Below are 17,000 nucleotides of genomic sequence, written 5' to 3' on the forward strand. Positions count from 1 at the left end.
AATAACCGTGCAAGAAACGGTCCCGAACAGGGCCGAAAAAGAGGGCTATCCGGCCCGAACCGGTGCCACCGAGTGGCGATTGATCAGGGTGGGGGTATAGATCCGGCTCTGGGTCGCGTCACTCTCCCCCGCCGCCAGCTGAATGGCCAGCTTGGCCGCCTGGGCCGCCATCAACTCGATGGGATAGCGCATGGTGGAGAGCTTGGGGCGCAAATATCTGGCATAGATGATGTCATCGAAGCCCACTACCGAGACCTCCTCCGGCACTCGCAGACCGTTGTCCGCCAGCACGGAGATGGCGCCCGCCGCCATGGCATCGTTATAGGCCACCACGGCGGTCACCTTGAGCCCCTTGGCCAGCAGGTTGAGCATGGCGCGCTCCCCCCCCTCCTCGTTCGGCGTGCCGCTCTCGATAAGCTCGGGATCGGCTGCCAGACCGGCTTCCATCAGCCCATCCTGATACCCCTGCAGACGCAAGGTGGCATCCTCGATGGCGTGATCCGAGCTGATAAAGGCGATATGGCGGTGGCCCAGTTCGATCAGGTGGCGAGTCGCCGTAGCCGCCCCCAGCCGGTTGTTGAGGGCGATGCAGCGCCCCTTGAGGGCCGGAATATCGCGGTTGATCAGCACCATACCGGGCACCCGCATGGCGTAATCGTAAAGTTCCTCGTCGCTAAGCGCCTTGCTGTGCACCACCAGCGCCTCGCAGCGCTTGCCGATCAGCAGCTCGATCGCCTCACGCTCCTGACGCGCCTTGTGAAAACCGTTACCCATCAGCAGGTGAAGGTTCTGCTCGACGGCGATGCCGGAGACCCCCTTCACCAGTGCACCGAAGAAGGGATCGGCCACGTCACCGACCACTACCCCCATGGTGTCGCAAGTCTGGCTCACCAGTGCCCGCGCGTTGGCGTTGGGGGTGTAGCCCAGTTCAGCCATGGCCTTCTGCACCACTTCGCGAGACGCGGCGCTGGCCTTGGGGGAGTTGTTCATCACCCGTGAAACCGTTGCCACTGACACATTGGCCAAACGGGCGACATCCTTGATGGTGCTCATGCTGTTTTCACTTCTTTCACTGTGCAATAGAGCGCCATTATACCCAGCAAACCCTTTGAAAACAGGGGTGAAACGCATATCTGCCGTCAGGATGATCACAAAAACAGTGTAATCGTTTACACTATTTTGCAAGCAAGCTCACAGTTTGATCGCCACACCCTCGGCTAGACTGCTTCCAGACACTTTTTCAGTGGAGAGCAAGATGAACGTTCTGGTCACCGGCGGTTGCGGATATATCGGCAGCCACACCTGTCTGGCCCTGCAAGCGGCAGGCATGAATCCCGTGGTGGTCGACAACCTCGGTAACAGCAAGCGCAGCGTGCTGGCGCGAATCGCCGCCATCAGCGGCCAGCAACCCCTGTTCTATCAAGGGGATATTCGCGATGCAGCCCTGCTGGACAGGATCTTCGCCGAGCAGCATATCGATGCTGTGATCCACTTTGCCGCCCTCAAAGCGGTCGGTGAGTCGACCCGCATTCCACTGGATTACTACGAGAACAACCTCGGCGGCACCCTCACCCTGCTGCAGGCGATGAAGCGGGCCAATGTGCACAATCTGGTGTTCAGCTCCTCGGCCACCGTCTATGGCGATCCCGCCAGCCTGCCGATCCGCGAGGATTTCCCTCGCAGCGCCACCAACCCTTACGGGCGATCCAAACTGATCATCGAGGAGATCCTCGAAGATCTGCAGCTGGCCGAGCCCCACTGGAGCATGACCCTGCTGCGCTACTTCAATCCGGTCGGCGCCCACGAATCGGGCACCATGGGTGAAGACCCGCAAGGTATCCCCAACAACCTGATGCCCTATATCACCCAGGTGGCCATCGGCCGTCGCGACTGCCTGTCGGTTTTTGGAAACGATTACCCAACTGTGGATGGCACCGGCGTGCGCGACTACATCCACGTGATGGATCTCGCCGAGGGGCACGTCAAGGCACTGCAACACTGCGCCGGCAAGGGTGGCGTGCACACCTACAACCTGGGCACCGGTCAGGGCCAGAGCGTGTTGCAGTTGGTCGCCGCTTTCTCTGTCGCCTGTGGCAAGCCGCTGCCATTTCGCATCGAACCGCGCCGCCCTGGCGACATCGCCGCCTGCTGGGCCGATCCGGCCAAGGCGCAGCGCGAGCTGGGCTGGCGGGCGACCCGCAACATCGACGCCATGTGCGCCGACAGCTGGCGCTGGCAATCCGCCAATCCGAACGGTTACGAGGAGTAGGCCTGCCTGCTCCCTGTTAATAGACGACCCTATTTTTCAATACCTTATTCAGGAGAGATGATGTTCAACCCCGTCGATCATCCCCATCGCCGCTTCAACCCGCTGACCGGCCAATATGTGCTGGTCTCCCCCCACCGGGCCAAACGCCCCTGGCAGGGACAGGTGGAGAAGGTGAGTCAGGCCCCCAAACAGGCACATGATCCCGACTGCTTCCTCTGCGCCGGCAACACCCGGGTCACCGGCGACACCAACCCCGACTACAAGGGCACCTTCGTTTTTACCAACGACTTCGCCGCCCTGATGCAGGATACCCCGGCCGCCGATAGCGCCAGCGATCCCCTGCTGAAACTGGAGGCCGCCCGCGGCACCAGCCGGGTCATCTGCTTCTCGCCGGATCACGGCAAGACCCTGCCCGAGCTGCCGCTGCCCGCCATCGAGGGGGTGATCACCACCTGGATGGATCAGGTCGCCGAGCTGTCGGCCCAATGGGAATGGGTGCAGGTCTTTGAAAACAAAGGGGCCGTCATGGGCTGCTCCAACCCGCACCCCCACGGCCAGATCTGGGGCAGCGACTTCCTGCCCAACGAGATTGCCCGCGAAGAGCAGCACCAGCGTGACTGGCTGGCCGAGCATGGCCGCCCCATGCTGCTGGAGTATGTGGAGCGGGAGCTGGCGGATCGCTCGCGCATCGTGGTGGAGACCGAGCACTGGCTCGCCGTGGTTCCCTTCTGGGCCGCCTGGCCGTTCGAAACCCTGCTGCTGCCCAAGGCGCACGTCCCCTCCATGCTCAATATGACCCAGGCCCAGCAACAGGATCTGGCGGTGGCGCTCAAGGAGCTCACCAGCCGCTACGACAACCTGTTCGAGTGCAGCTTCCCCTACTCCATGGGCTGGCACTTTGCACCGCCCAAATCGGATTGCCCCGAGGCGTGGCAACTGCATGCCCACTTCTATCCGCCCCTGCTGCGCTCCGCTACCGTGCGCAAATTCATGGTCGGCTTCGAGATGCTGGCCGAAACCCAGCGTGACCTTACCCCCGAGCAGGCCGCCGAGCGGCTGCGTGCCCTGAGCCCCATTCACTACAACCAGACCAATCAAACCAATGAGGAGGCCCTATGACCCCGAGCCAACGCGTCAGCACCGTTTTTGCCGAGCAATTTGCCAAAGCGCCCGATCTGCTGGTGCGCGCCCCCGGCCGCGTCAACCTCATCGGTGAACATACCGACTACAACGACGGCTTCGTGCTGCCCTGCGCCATCGACTACGAGACATGCGTCGCCATCGGCCTGCGCGATGACCGACAAGTGCAGGTGATCGCCGCCGACTACGACAACCAGCGCGACCAGTTCGACCTCGACCAGCCCATCGAGCACCACCCCAGCCAGCGCTGGAGCGACTACATCCGTGGCGTGGTGAAGTATCTGCAGGAGCGCGGCTATGCCCTGCGCGGCCTCGATCTGGTGGTCTCCGGTAACGTGCCGCAGGGGGCGGGACTCTCCTCCTCCGCCTCACTGGAAGTGGCCATCGGTCAGGCCTTCAAGGAGGCGCTGGGGCTCGACATCAGCCAGGCGGAGATCGCCCTCAACGGCCAGCAGGCGGAGAACAAGTTCGTCGGCTGCAACTGCGGCATCATGGATCAGATGATCTCCGCCAGCGGCAAAACGGATCATGCCCTGCTGCTCGACTGCCGCTCGCTGGAGACTCGCCTCATCCCCATGCCTGCGGATCTGGCGGTGCTGATCGTCAACTCCAATGTGCGCCGCGGTCTGGTGGACAGCGAATACAACACCCGTCGCCAGCAGTGCGAAGAGGCCGCCCGTCACTACGGGGTCAAGGCGCTGCGCGATCTCGATCTGGCCGGACTGGAAGCGGGCAAGGCCGGGCTGGATGAGGCCTGCTATCGCCGTGCCCGCCACATCGTCGGTGAAAACGCCCGCACCCTGGCGGCGGCCGATGCACTGGCGAGCCACGATCTGACCCGCCTCGGCGAGCTGATGGCCGAATCACACGCAGCCATGCGCGATGACTTTGAAATCACAGTGCCCGCCATCGACGGTCTGGTGGAGATCATCAAGGCTAAAATCGGCACAGATGGCGGCGTGCGGATGACTGGCGGCGGCTTCGGCGGCTGCGTGGTCGCCCTGCTGCGCCCGGAGAAGGTGGCCGAGGTGATTGCCGCCGTCGAGGCGGAGTATCCGACCCGCTTCGGCCTCAAGGCTAACTGCTACGTCTGCCGCGCCAGCGCCGGTGCAGGGGGCATCGCATGAAAGAGTTCCATCTGCAGAATGCAGCCGGCCTGCGGTTGAGCGTGCTCGATTTCGGGGCTACGCTCACCGCCCTCGAGATCCCGATCAATGGCACCTATCGCAATGTGCTGCTGGCTTGTGATCCGCTGGATTACCCCAATCAACGCTCTTATTTAGGGGCGATAGTAGGACGCTTTGCCAATCGCATCGGCAACGCCCGCCTAGAGCGAGCAGGGCAAGAGTGGCAACTAGACGCCAACGAGGGCACCACCTGCCTGCACGGGGGCAGTGACTCTCTGCACAACCGGGAGTGGCAACTGGACGGGCTGGCGGAAGATCGCATCCGTCTGCAAACTCGGCTGGCCGATGGCGAACAGGGTTTCCCTGGTAATCTGGACGTCACCGTAGAATACCGGCTGGAGCAGACCGATCTGGTGATCGAGCTGAGCGCCACCACAGATGCTCCGACCCCGGTCAATCTCACCAGCCATGCCTATTTCAACCTGGATGGTGGTGATGTGCGTGATCACCACATCATCATTAATGCAGACCGCTATCTGCCAACCGATGAACACTCGCTGCCGCTTGGTATTGCGCCGGTCGAAGGAGTATTCGATCTACGCCATGGCAAGCGGGTCGGAGAACAGTGGATGGCCCATGCGCAGCAAAAAAAATGTCTGGGATTCGACCACTGTTTCTTGTTTGTTGATGCCTCGCCCTCACCACAAGCCACCCTGATGGCAGGGGATGGCAGCCTGTGTATGGAGATGTACACCAATCAGCCAGGCGTCCAGCTCTACACCGGCAACTGGTTGGCTGGCACCCCAAAACGCGGGGGGGGACATTGGGGCAACTATCAGGGGCTCTGCCTGGAAGCACAGCAAGTGCCAGATAGTCCGAACCGTCCAGAATTAGGTAACCCATGGTTGGAGCCAGGAGAACGCTATCAGCACATAACCCGTTATCGGCTCATTCCGGTTATGGCTTGACCCACTGAAGGGGCGCGTCAAGGCGCCCCTTTGTCGCATCTCTCCCGCCCGGCTTATTCAACACAACCAAGAAAGAAGCATGCTACGGCTTGGCATCATTACGATATCAGCCACCGCGTGCAGTGCTGATGGGGGTATGGCTTTCAGAGTGACGTTGACCTGCTCGTGTCGGGTAAAGTCATTGAGTACCCATTATGTGCTTTACATTCTTACCGCCAACCACACAACTTGGCAGACATGACGGGAACATATCGGCACGCCCTGTGGCATAAGGAACCACTACGCAACAGGTCATCGAGAGAGGATCAAATTTTGTTAACTGGCTGACCCTTGGTCGAGGCACGGATCAGCAACTCCCCTTCCAGCTTCATCAGTAAAGCGATGGGCTTCTCTCCTTGGGCCAGTTGCAACAAGGTGTCCACCGCCAGTTTACCCATCTCGTCGTAAGGTAGTTCGATAGAACTCAAAGGGGGCTCCATTTCGCAGGCCAGCATCTGGTTATCATGGCCCGCCACCAGAATGTCTTCCGGGATGCGCAATCCCGCCTCGGCTATCGCCTGGTAACAACCCTGAGCCATGTAATCACTGCAACAGAAGATACCATCAGGCGGCTGAGGCAGCGCCAGCAGTTGCCGAGTCTGTTCATAAGCCTCATGTAGCGACCAGTTGCCCACGCGCACCCATTGTGGATCCGGTATCAAATCGTGGTTGATCAACGCCTGACGATACCCCTCCAGCCGCAGACTATTTGCCTCCATCCATGGCTCCCCCTGAATAAGAGCCACTCGTTTGCAGCCTTGCTCCAACAGGTGCGCCGTCACCTTGTAACCCGCCAGCTTATCGGCAGGCAGGATGGAATAACTTTCGGACGAGCCACTGCCCTCCAGGTAGCAGTTGAGCAAAACGGTAGGCACCTGTGGGGAGAGCTCCATCTCGGCAAGTTGTCGTGTCATGGAAGAGGCAAAAATCATCCCCAGATAATCCCCCTGATTGATCTCCTGCTCGATCAACTTGGTGAGCTCCGCGCTGTTGCGATAATCGAATGTAACCAGCATGCGATCTGCCTCCCAAGCGCGTTCATTGCAAGCATTGATCGCATCCAGAAAAGGGTCATATGGAGTCAGGCCATTGAAAACAAAAGCTATTTTTCTAGCAGATGGTCCCTTGGGTAGATGTTCAGCTCGCTTATGCTGGTAACCCAGTTCGGCCGCTTTTTCAAGCACTCTACGCCGCGTTTCCTCCGCCAGTTTGATGGTGGTTGAACCATTGAGCACCAGTGAAACCGTTGATTGGGAAACACCTGCAGCTGCAGCGATGGCGCTCATGGTGATGCGTTTACTATTCATTGATATGGCCATAGTTTGAGCAGTACCGCCCAGATAATAATATTAATTATTTATCTTTTATCATGACTCATGATTACGGACATGAGCAAGCAGCACAACAGCCCGCAAGGACGATAGAGGGGTTTCGGTTATCGTCCCGAGTACAGATGGCTCGCCAGTCATGCCTGTTAACCCCCTAAATTTGTTCATTTTGTGACTAATCCCTGAATTCTATCCTTCATGATTTGCAACTAAAGATATTAGCTAATATTAATTGCTATAAGTTTAAATAATTAGTTGCAAGGATATCCGATGGCGATACAACAGTGGTCAACAGAACGAGCTTGGCAATGGTGGAACAAACAACCTTGGCTATTGGGCTTCAACTATCTCCCCCGCACAGCGGTCAACTGGACCGAAATGTGGCAGGGAGAAACCTTCGACCCAGTCACCATTGACCAGGAACTGGGTTGGGCCAACAAACTGGGCTACAACACCCTGCGAACCAATCTGCCCTTTATCGTCTGGCAGCATGATCGGGATGGCCTGCTCGCGCGCATTGAGCAGTTCCTTGGCCTGTGTAGCAAGCACAATATCCGCGTGATGATGACCTTGATGGATGACTGTGGCTTCTCCGGCGATCACCCCTATCTGGGCCGCCAGCAACCACCTCGGGAAGATGTACACAATAGCCAGGCGGCGGCCAGTCCCGGTCGGAATGTCGTCATTGACCCGACCCAATGGCGCGAAGTGGAACACTATATTCGCGACCTGATACGTACATTTGCACAGGATGAGCGGATCTTTATCTGGGATCTGTACAATGAGCCGACCAACCGGGGCATCTTTTCGGAAGGCGATGTCGAGGTGCGTTTCGATGAGTCGCTGGAGACATATGCCCACTATCTGATGGAGTTGGCTTTTGTCTGGGCCCGAGAAGAGAACCCCTCCCAGCCACTCACCGTCGGCGCGTGGCATGCACCCTACAGCATCGGTCAGGGGGATTCGGAATTTACTCCGGAAAACACCTTTACTCATCCGACCGACCTGCGCGCTATGGAGCTATCGGATGTCATCACTTTCCACTCCTATCAGCGTATGGAGGGGCTGAAAATCTCTCTGGATGTGGTCAGCAAATATCGCCGCCCGCTCCTCTGCACAGAGTGGCTGGCCAGGCATGTCGGCAGCGTGATGGAACAACAACTGCCACTCTTCAAAGAGTTAAAAATAGGTGCCTATCAATGGGGTCTGGTAAAAGGGAAGACGCAAACTCACCTGCCATGGCCTTTCGTTCGCAATATCGACCCCGATTTCCGCAGGGTCTGGTTTCACGACCTGCTGGAGGAGGATGGTACCCCCTACTCTGCCAGTGAAATAGAACTGCTCCGCACATTGACCCGTTCATAACGCAAAAGAGGACGCCACCCTAGTGGCGCCCCTCACAACACATTCATGTTGGGAAAGGTTGGCAGATGACAGATCAAAAGATACACAATAGAGAGCTGGTGGGATATTTCAGCTATGCCGTCGGGCAATGCCTCAGTTTCGGCCTGGTGGGATCATTTATCCTCTATTTTTACACCGATATCCTTGGAATATCGCCCGCTGCAGCTGGGGCTATTTTCCTCATTGCCAGAGTATGGGATGCCATCAACGATCCTATTATCGCTGGTTATATGGACACTCTTAATTTCAAACGTGGCAAATTCACGCCATATATGCTTTTCGTTCCCTTCTTGATTGCCGGGATCACCTCTCTCAGCTTCATTGGCATGGATTTACCCATGACCACCAAGGTAGCTTATGCAGCAGTCACCTATATCGCGTGGGGGATGATATACACCTTGTCTGATGTACCTTTCTGGACCATGTCATCGGTCATGAGCCAAGAGCCACAGGAGCGAGCCAAGGCCGTAACCGTCGCCATGTTGGGCGTCAATATCGGCATTGGCAGTGCTTCCATCATATTCCCGAAGCTCACCGAACTGTTTGCTGCAACCAGCAGCACCAAGGGCTACATGGAAGGTGCCATCTGCCTGATGCTGATCGCCCTGCCGCTGATGGTGCTCGGAGCAAGCCAGATGAAAGAGCGCATCAAGCCCAATCCGAATGACAAGATCACCATTAGGGACTCTTTCCGCGTCCTGCGTTCCAACAAACCGTTGGCGTATGTACTTGGCGCCTTCTTCTGTAACGTGTTCTTTAATCTGGCCACCGGGCTCTACATTTTCTTCTTCACCTACAACATGGGTGATGCCGGGCTGCTCTCGGTGATGGGCTCTATCGGTGTGGCAACCTCTATGGCCTGTATGCTGATGCCGATATTGACCAGCAAGCTCAGGAAACGTGATCTCTTCCTGCTACTCACTCTGCTGGAGATTGCATTACGCATCGGTTTCTATACGACAGGCTACGACAATCTGATAATGGTGTTCGGCTTCCTCGCCTTGATCCATGCGGCCAACGTCATCACCAATCCGCTTATCTCGGCCATGTTGAGTGAGACCATCGAATATGCAGAACTAAAGTCTGGCCGCCGTTGCGCTGCCATCGCATTCTCGGGGCAGACCTTTACCGGCAAACTAGCTTGGGCCATCGCAGGTGGTATTTCCGGTACCCTGCTGATCTGGCTTGGCTATCAACCGAATGCGGCACAGACTCAGGCTACGATGGACGGACTATTTATCTGTATATCACTTGTGCCGATATTGGGTAGCATATTACGGGTGATGATCATGACCCGCTACAATTTCACCGAAGATAAGCACGCCAAAGTACGTCATGCTCTAAATAAATGGCGTTCCATTTCGTCTCTTTAACATAAAAACAATGAATGCTTTACCATAAAATATACGCCAGTCGAATTGAGCGCCTCTATCCATTCAACTTGACTGGCAAATTCCATTCAAGAACATGAAAACTACAATGATTGATAAATTATTTTTTCGTTGCATTGCGCATAGGAAAAGCAATCAACATAAGTTACATGAATCATCGAAAGCCACTGGGTAAACTTTTGCTGAAGTATATTACACGATAATAAATATCCATTGCCTCCATTGGTCTTTGAGGAGTTCAAATTTGTCGGTTTATTTCTGGCACAATATCGTTATTGTGCCAATCGCTCTCTGCGTTCTGGTTTTCTGGCTCGACACCGCCAACCTCGGTCTCTGTGCAGCCTTTCTGACCACAGGATCTTTTGCCTTGCAAGTTATACACATAATAAAGACCCAAGAAACCAGGGCCATCTCAACCAATATGTATCTGGTCTTCAGCTGTGGCGTACTTCTATGGTTGATCTACGGCCTGCGCACTAACGACATGCCCATCACCATAGCAAACAGCATCACTCTCGCTCTGGCCTGCGCCGTCCTGATGCTCAAGCTGCGTAACGAAAGGAACTGATGAGTATTCATACAACCTGGGGCTGGCACTCGGGGATCACGACGGCTTCTGTCTTGAGACGCAACAGCTGCCGGACAGCCCCAATCGGCCCGAGCTGGGCAACCCCTGGCTGCTGCCGGGCGGGCGTTATCACCACCAGACCCGCTACCGCTTTATCCGCGACTGACTTAAAGGTTTCATGATTTTTACATAGCCTCGGCAGTCACTATCGAGCAAGATAAGCCGCCCCGAGACCTTCCTGGGGCGTTTTTACATCAACGAAGTTAAGGATTGTTTGTTCGATGACTGACACTTATAGCCTGCTGGTCGCCTTTATTCTGGGCGTCGTCGAGGGGCTGACCGAGTTCCTCCCCGTCTCCTCCACCGGCCACATGATTATCGTCGGCCATCTGCTGGGCTTTGAAGGGCCCAAGGCCGCTACCTTCGAAGTGGTGATCCAGCTTGGCTCCATCCTCGCCGTGGTCGCCGTCTTCTGGCGCCGCCTGTTTGGCCTGATTGGCATCCACTTCGGCCAGAAGCCCTCTCAGGATCATGCCACCCTGTCGCTGATCCACGTCATCCTCGGCATGCTGCCCGCCATCGTGGTCGGTCTGGCCATCCACAGCTGGATCAAGGCCAACCTGTTTGGTCCGCAGACCGTCATGTACGCGCTGGTCGCGGGGGGCATCCTGCTTATCATCGCCGAGAAGTTCCGCCCGGCCGTCACAGCCGAAACCCTGGATGACATCAGTTACAAGCAGGCATTCGGTATCGGTCTGTTCCAGTGTCTGGCCTTGTGGCCCGGCTTCTCCCGCTCCGGCGCCACCATCAGTGGTGGCATGCTGATGGGGATTAGCCGTCACGCTGCCGCCGAGTTCTCCTTCATCATGGCAGTGCCCATGATGGTTGCGGCCAGCGGGCTTGATCTCTACAAGAGCCGCGATTTCCTCTCGATGGCCGACTTCCCGATGTTTGCAGTGGGCTTTATCACCGCCTTCGTGGTAGCGATGTTTGCGATCAAGACCTTCCTGACATTGATCCGCCGCATCGACTTTATCCCGTTCGCCATCTACCGCTTTATCGTGGCATTCGCCGTCTATCTGGTGTTTGTTGCCTGACCGGCAACCAGCAATGAAATGACAAAAGGGACCAATCTGGTCCCTTTTTCTATGGCGTCATAGTGCTTAGTAAAGGTGCTGGCTGATGCCATTCAGCAGCCGTGACAGCCCCTTGGTGAACTGCACCGGCGCATCCTGCACCGTGTAGCAGAGGCAGCCATCGGGCGTATGCGGACTGTGTGAGTGGCTGGCATCACGCCAGATGAAATCCCCCGCCTTGTAAAGGGTATCGCCATCCTGAATATTGCCAGCCAGCAGCAGGGTCAGCTCATAACCCTGATGGGTGTGCTCGGGGATGCGGCCGCCCGCTTCGATATGGAGCAAACTGGCGCGCGCCCCCATCTCGTCCAGCGGCAGACTCTGCTGACGAATGGCCCCGATATGGCGCCACTTGGGCGAACGGTAGCGGGCCAGCACCCGTGGCAAACGGTAGGCGTGACCGGCTACCTCCAGCTCGCCGGGCTGTGCTCGGGGCTGGTCATATGTTGGCTCGGACAGGGGCTCTGCCGGCGGCTGGGCCAGAATATCCGCCAGCATGGCGTCGAATCCGGCGTCCAGTCCCACTTCATCGCGGGAGTCCACCTCGGGCTCTGCTGGCGAAGCAAGATATTGCTGCGCCAGCTCCTCTTCGAATGTCTTCAGTCGGGCAGCACAATCGGGGCAGAGTTCACAGTGGGCGGAGAGTCCCACCGCCAGCGGCAGAGGGAGCTCGTCGGCGGCGAAGGCGCGCAGCATAGGGTCGGTCGGATGGGCTTTAATCATGGCCTTGCTCCACTTGCTCTTTCAGTTTCTGTAACGCCAGCCGGAGGCGGGACTTGATGGTACCGAGCGGCACGCCGAGTCGCTCCGCCAGCTCCTGCTGGGAGAACTCCTGCAGATAGATGCCACGCACCACCTGCTGTTGCGGCTCCGGCAGGGTGCCCAGATAGTGGGCCATCTGACGGGTCAGCACCGCATCCTCCCCCCCGCTCAGATGCTCCTCTTCGGCCTGAAACTCCAGCACGGGCCACAGCTCCTCGGCACAGAGATCCTCCTTGCTGGCGCGACGACGGCGCAGCATGTCGAAGCACTGGTTGCGCATCACAGTGTAGATCCAGGTGGTCGGCGCCCCCTTCTCGGGGTGGTAGAGACGCGCCTTTTGCCATACCAGCAGCATGGTCTCCTGCACCAGCTCCATAGCGTTGGCTTCGCTGCCGAGGTGGCGCAGGCCGTAGCTGCGAATGCGCGGCGCAAAGTGTTGGAACAGGCGGGCAAAAGCAGCCTTGTCGGCCTGCTCTGCCACCCTTATCAGCAGAGATTTGAGGTCGCCATCCGGGTTATCCATCACGGGCGAGGTCCTGCGTATGGTCGAGTGTGGTTGGCCAGTATATGCCATTGCGCCATCCCTTTGGTGTGCTGTCGAACATGCTGTGGTGATGACTTGTACGGCGCTGCGGCAGTGGCGGATCAGCGGGTCAGGAAAAAATCAGTGGCTGGCCACCAGTACCCCCTTGAGCAGGGCGATGGCGGGCTGATTGTCGGCGGCGGCCAGCAGCAGCTGCTTCTGCTCGGGGGGGATCGGCAGCACCTCCAGCCAGCGCTGGGCCACCCAGTTGCCATCATCCCAGCGGGGGGCGGGATAGAGGGCGGCGTAGTCGGGATAGTCGGCAAACACCTCCCGCAGCGCCTCGACCAGCGGCTGCTGATCAGGATGGAGCCGGCGGGGCGGCCAGGCCGTCAGCGGCGTCACCTCGCCGATACGCAGGCCATCGGGCTCCTGCCACAGATCCTCTATCTGCACCCGCTCCATCCCCTGCACCGTGATCCCCAGCATGCCGTCCGGCAGCCGGTCGAAATCGATGATGGTGACCCGGGTGGCGATGGGCAGCATGTTGCGCAGGGCGTCGGGCTGGCGAGGGTCCACCATGCAGAGGGCAAAGCCGGACTCCCCCGCCTCGGCGATCATCCGCTGGTATCTCGGTTCGAAGATCCGCAGCGGCATGACGCCGCCGGGCAGCAGGTGGGCAGATAGGGGAAACAGCGCCAGTCGCATCGCAAACTCCTCGGTTGGGAACCTCTGTTGATACGCCGGGCCAGAGGGAGGAGATCATTCCCGTCAGCGGAAAGGAAAAACCCTTAACAATCAGGGGAAAATAGCCTGGACAAGCCGCTTCGATATGCAGTAGAAATGGATAAGCACCGTAATTTCCGCCCAATATTCTGGAATATGGCGCCAAACGCAGTGAAATATCCGCCCGACAGCGAGCGGCGGGTCATCCCTATAGTTTTCTCGAGCCGATGCGGGTAAAATTCACGCCCTTATATATCAGTCATTTTTCGACGCGCAACCTTGGTGGTCAGTTATGAAAGAGCATATTCATCATCTACTTGAACAAACGGTAGCCAATCTCAAGTCAGCAGGCGTCCTGCCGGCGGACCTGGAAGCCCGCGTGCAAGTAGACCGATGCAAGGAAAAAGCTCACGGCGACCTGGCTACCAACCTGGCCATGCTGCTGGCCAAACCGGCCCGCAAGAATCCCCGTGAGCTGGCAGCGGCCATCATCGAGCACCTGCCCGCCTCCGACCTGATCGCCAAGGTCGAGATCGCCGGCCCCGGCTTCATCAACTTCTTCTTCGACCAGCGCTGGCTGGCCGGTCAGGTCGAGGCCATGGTGACCTCTGCCAACGCCAACGTACGGTTGCCCACGCCACAAACCGTGGTGGTGGACTACTCCGCCCCCAACGTAGCCAAAGAGATGGCGGTGCACCACATCCGCTCCACCGTACTCGGTGACGTGGCTGCGCGCGCGCTGGAATTCCTCGGCCACAAAGTGATCCGTGCCAACCACATCGGTGACTGGGGTACCCAGTTCGGCATGCTGATCGCCTATCTGGAGAAGATGTCCAACGAGCACGCCAGCGACATGGCACTCAAGGATCTGGAAGCCTTCTACACCCAGGCCAAGCGTTGCTACGACGAAGACGAAGCCTTCGCCGAGCGCGCCCGTAACTACGTGGTCAAGCTGCAGGGCGGCGACGAGTACTGCCGTACCATGTGGAAGAAGCTGGTCGACATGACCATGGAACAGAACCAGATCAACTACGACCGCCTGAATGTCTCCCTGACCAACAAGGACATCATGGGCGAGTCCATGTACAACGACATGCTGCCGGAGATCGTGGCCGACCTGAAAGCCAAGGGGCTGGCGGTCGAGAGCGAAGGCGCCACCGTTGTCTTCCTGGACGAGTTCAAGAACAAGGATGGCGAGGCCATGGGCGTCATCATCCAGAAGAGCGATGGCGGTTTCCTCTACACCACCACCGACATCGCCTGTGCCAAATACCGTTACGAGACCCTGGGCGCCGACCGTGTCATGTACTTCATCGACTCCCGTCAGCACCAGCACCTGATGCAGGCCTGGACCATCACCCGCAAGGCGGGTTATGTGCCGGAATCCGTCCCCCTCGAGCACCACGCCTTCGGCATGATGCTGGGCAAGGATGGTCGTCCCTACAAGACCCGCTCCGGTGGTACCGTCAAGCTGGTTGACCTGCTGAACGAGGCCGAAGAGCGCGCCGCAGCCCTGCTGGAGAGCCGCAACAGCGACCTCTCTGCCGAAGAGAAGGCCAACGTGGTCAACGCCATCGCCATGGGCGCGGTGAAGTATGCGGATCTCTCCAAGAACCGTACTACCGACTACATCTTCGACTGGGATCTGATGCTGTCGTTTGAAGGCAACACTGCCCCTTACCTGCAGTACGCCTACACCCGTATCCAGTCCATCTTCCGCAAGGCCAACATCGATGCCGAAACGCTGACCGGCAACGTGACCCTGAACGAAGAGGCCGAAGAGGTGCTGGCCCAGAAGCTGATCCAGTTCTCCGACGCAGTCAACGGCGTGGCCGACAAAGGCATGCCGCACCTGCTCTGTACCTACCTGTACGAGTTGTCAGGCAACTTCATGACCTTCTATGAAGCCTGCCCGATCAACAAGGATGGCGTGGACGAAGCAACCCGTCAGAGCCGTCTGCTGCTGTGCGCCGCCACCGCCAAGGTACTGAAACTGGGCCTCGGCGTACTGGGCATCCATACCCTGGAGCGCATGTAATAGATGGCAACCCGGGATTATGTCGGCAGCCGCCCGCGACGTCGGGCGGGTGGCCGCAATACCAAGAAAGCGGCCCCTCGCCGCTTTCCTGTTATTCCAGTGCTGCTGGTCGTGGCACTGCTGGCAGGCTTTGGTGGCTTCCTTTACATGATCAATGGCAAGGGCAGCGACGCCCCCACCATCGAAGAGCAGGTAAAGGCCAACAAGCCAAAACCACAGAACAACGGGTTGCCACAGGAGAAGTGGAGCTACATCGAACGGCTTGAGAACAAGCAGGTCGATGTTATCGAGCCACCGCCCCAACCGGGCGTGCTGCCACCGCCCCCCGCCGATACTCTGACCCTGCAGCCGGAAAAACTGCCGCAGCCGGTGCCGACCGACATTCCCCAACCGGGAACGCCCATCGGCCAGCCCAAGCCCTATCAGCCCAATCCGGCGACCACCCCTTCCACCTCGGGTGCACCGGTTGCCAGTGCGCAAGAGCAGGTGATCGACCGCAAGGCTGAACGGGAACGGATGGAGCGGGAGATCCGTGCCGAGCTGGAGCGGGAGCGGGCCGAAGCAGCCAAGGCCAAAGCGGCTACCCCACCAGCCCAGACCGCAGCCGCCGACAGCAGTCGCTATATGATGCAGTGCGCGGCTCTGCGCTCGCAGGATTCCGCAGAGTCGCTCAAGGCACGTATCGCCTTCACCGCCGGTCTCTCTTCCAGCCTGCAGGTGGTCAACACGGCCAACGGCACCGTCTACAAGGTGATGGTGGGCCCCTTCAACGGCAAGGCGGCCGCCGACGCGGCCAACGGCAAGCTGCAGAGCTCCGGCATCAGCGGCTGCATTCCCAAGAAAGGGTAATCCGCATACCGATGACGCAAGGCCGGGTGGCAACACCCGGCCCTGTTCTTTTGGTGCCACTCGCACCCACCCTGTTTGCTACCCCGTTTATCCCGACCAAAGGCAGGGTTGAAAAGCCCGTTTGCCATCCCCATCTTTCTTGCCATGCACAGTCAGGCCGTTATTCGGCTCAAGCGAGGTAAGTAAAGTGACTACCATAGTTTCAGTTCGCCGCAACGGTCAGGTCGTCATCGGTGGCGATGGCCAGGTCTCTCTTGGCAACACCGTCATGAAGGGCAACGCCCGCAAGGTTCATCGTCTCTATAACGGCAAGGTGCTGGCAGGTTTTGCTGGCGGTACTGCCGACGCCTTCACCCTGCTCGAGCGTTTCGAAGCAAAACTGCAGGCCCATCAGGGTAATCTGGAGCGCGCCGCCGTGGCGCTGGCCAAAGATTGGCGCACCGATCGCGCCCTGCGCCGCCTCGAAGCGCTGCTGGCCGTGGCCGACGAACACAAATCCTTCATCATCACCGGCAACGGTGACGTGGTGCAGCCAGAGCACGATCTCATCGCCATCGGCAGCGGCGGCAACTTCGCCCAGTCCGCCGCCATCGCGCTGCTGGAAAACACCGAGCTGGATGCCAGGACCATTGTCGAGAAGTCCCTCAAGATTGCGGGCGACATCTGCGTCTTCACCAACGGCAACCACACCATCGAAGTGCTGGACTATTCGGCGAAATAAGGCCGCCAAAT

The 17,000-nt window shown here is 58.5% G+C and carries 16 protein-coding genes and 1 pseudogene; 12 read left to right on the plus strand and 5 right to left on the minus strand.

Annotation, left to right across the window (positions count from 1 at the left end):
* Positions 1-45: 45 nt before the first annotated feature.
* The gene (locus G5332_RS10785) at positions 46-1,053 is read right to left on the minus strand and encodes a substrate-binding domain-containing protein (protein WP_041915397.1); all 1,008 of its coding nucleotides are present in this window, start codon (positions 1,051-1,053) and stop codon (positions 46-48) included.
* Between the two features lie 202 nt (positions 1,054-1,255).
* Between G5332_RS10785 and galE the strand changes: the two genes are divergently transcribed.
* The 4 genes from galE to G5332_RS10805 are packed head-to-tail and all read left to right on the plus strand — an operon-like array spanning position 1,256 to position 5,504.
* The gene (gene galE / locus G5332_RS10790) at positions 1,256-2,269 is read left to right on the plus strand and encodes a UDP-glucose 4-epimerase GalE (RefSeq protein ID WP_376895400.1); all 1,014 of its coding nucleotides are present in this window, start codon (positions 1,256-1,258) and stop codon (positions 2,267-2,269) included.
* Positions 2,270-2,329: 60 nt separating this feature from the next.
* The gene (locus G5332_RS10795; protein WP_376897490.1) at positions 2,330-3,388 is read left to right on the plus strand and encodes a UDP-glucose--hexose-1-phosphate uridylyltransferase; all 1,059 of its coding nucleotides are present in this window, start codon (positions 2,330-2,332) and stop codon (positions 3,386-3,388) included.
* Entirely contained in the window at positions 3,385-4,536 is a 1,152-nt protein-coding gene (gene galK / locus G5332_RS10800; RefSeq protein WP_227341612.1) for a galactokinase, read from the plus strand. The genes G5332_RS10795 and galK overlap by 4 nt, the downstream gene beginning before the upstream one ends.
* Complete coding sequence (locus G5332_RS10805) at positions 4,533-5,504, plus strand: galactose-1-epimerase (protein WP_421249942.1); 972 nt, start codon at positions 4,533-4,535, stop codon at positions 5,502-5,504. The genes galK and G5332_RS10805 overlap by 4 nt, the downstream gene beginning before the upstream one ends.
* A 305-nt stretch (positions 5,505-5,809) precedes the next feature.
* On the opposite strand, the gene G5332_RS10810 is transcribed toward G5332_RS10805, so the two are convergent.
* Positions 5,810-6,850, minus strand: coding sequence for a LacI family DNA-binding transcriptional regulator (locus G5332_RS10810; protein WP_216949955.1), 1,041 nt, complete (start codon positions 6,848-6,850; stop codon positions 5,810-5,812).
* Positions 6,851-7,141: 291 nt separating this feature from the next.
* Between G5332_RS10810 and G5332_RS10815 the strand changes: the two genes are divergently transcribed.
* The 5 genes and pseudogenes from G5332_RS10815 to bacA all read left to right on the plus strand — a co-directional run bounded on the left by G5332_RS10815 (position 7,142) and on the right by bacA (position 11,331).
* Positions 7,142-8,236 carry a cellulase family glycosylhydrolase gene (locus tag G5332_RS10815; protein WP_139408884.1) on the plus strand — a complete coding sequence of 365 codons (1,095 nt, stop codon included), beginning with the start codon at positions 7,142-7,144 and terminating at the stop codon, positions 8,234-8,236.
* Between the two features lie 65 nt (positions 8,237-8,301).
* The gene (locus G5332_RS10820; protein ID WP_227341614.1) at positions 8,302-9,648 is read left to right on the plus strand and encodes an MFS transporter; all 1,347 of its coding nucleotides are present in this window, start codon (positions 8,302-8,304) and stop codon (positions 9,646-9,648) included.
* Between the two features lie 262 nt (positions 9,649-9,910).
* Positions 9,911-10,234, plus strand: coding sequence for a SemiSWEET transporter (locus tag G5332_RS10825; protein WP_421172454.1), 324 nt, complete (start codon positions 9,911-9,913; stop codon positions 10,232-10,234).
* A 34-nt stretch (positions 10,235-10,268) separates the two neighbouring features.
* A pseudogene (locus G5332_RS10830) lies at positions 10,269-10,400 on the plus strand (galactose-1-epimerase); the annotation flags it as partial.
* A gap of 115 nt (positions 10,401-10,515) precedes the next feature.
* Positions 10,516-11,331 (plus strand): undecaprenyl-diphosphate phosphatase, encoded by an 816-nt coding sequence (bacA, locus tag G5332_RS10835; protein WP_167571508.1) that lies wholly within the window; start codon positions 10,516-10,518, stop codon positions 11,329-11,331.
* A 66-nt stretch (positions 11,332-11,397) separates the two neighbouring features.
* On the opposite strand, the gene G5332_RS10840 is transcribed toward bacA, so the two are convergent.
* The 3 genes from G5332_RS10840 to G5332_RS10850 all read right to left on the minus strand — a co-directional run bounded on the left by G5332_RS10840 (position 11,398) and on the right by G5332_RS10850 (position 13,363).
* On the minus strand, positions 11,398-12,093 hold the full coding sequence (locus G5332_RS10840; RefSeq protein WP_374995740.1) for a ChrR family anti-sigma-E factor: 696 nt from the start codon (positions 12,091-12,093) through the stop codon (positions 11,398-11,400).
* The gene (locus tag G5332_RS10845; protein ID WP_005355542.1) at positions 12,086-12,655 is read right to left on the minus strand and encodes a sigma-70 family RNA polymerase sigma factor; all 570 of its coding nucleotides are present in this window, start codon (positions 12,653-12,655) and stop codon (positions 12,086-12,088) included. Before G5332_RS10845 ends, G5332_RS10840 begins: the two co-directional genes overlap by 8 nt.
* Positions 12,656-12,796: 141 nt before the next feature.
* The gene (locus G5332_RS10850) at positions 12,797-13,363 is read right to left on the minus strand and encodes an LON peptidase substrate-binding domain-containing protein (protein WP_005356978.1); all 567 of its coding nucleotides are present in this window, start codon (positions 13,361-13,363) and stop codon (positions 12,797-12,799) included.
* A 310-nt stretch (positions 13,364-13,673) separates the two neighbouring features.
* Between G5332_RS10850 and argS the strand changes: the two genes are divergently transcribed.
* The 3 genes from argS (at position 13,674) to hslV (ending at position 16,989) form a co-directional block, all read left to right on the plus strand.
* Complete coding sequence (argS, locus tag G5332_RS10855) at positions 13,674-15,419, plus strand: arginine--tRNA ligase (protein ID WP_139433474.1); 1,746 nt, start codon at positions 13,674-13,676, stop codon at positions 15,417-15,419.
* A 3-nt stretch (positions 15,420-15,422) separates the two neighbouring features.
* Complete coding sequence (locus G5332_RS10860; protein ID WP_421249939.1) at positions 15,423-16,268, plus strand: SPOR domain-containing protein; 846 nt, start codon at positions 15,423-15,425, stop codon at positions 16,266-16,268.
* Positions 16,269-16,455: 187 nt separating this feature from the next.
* A complete protein-coding gene (hslV, locus tag G5332_RS10865; RefSeq protein ID WP_005340772.1) occupies positions 16,456-16,989 on the plus strand; it encodes an ATP-dependent protease subunit HslV in 534 nt (177 codons plus the stop codon).
* Positions 16,990-17,000 lie beyond the last annotated feature (11 nt).

Source organism: Aeromonas sp. 603757, assembly GCF_049171255.1.
GTDB classification, from domain to species: Bacteria; Pseudomonadota; Gammaproteobacteria; order Enterobacterales; family Aeromonadaceae; genus Aeromonas; species Aeromonas veronii_A.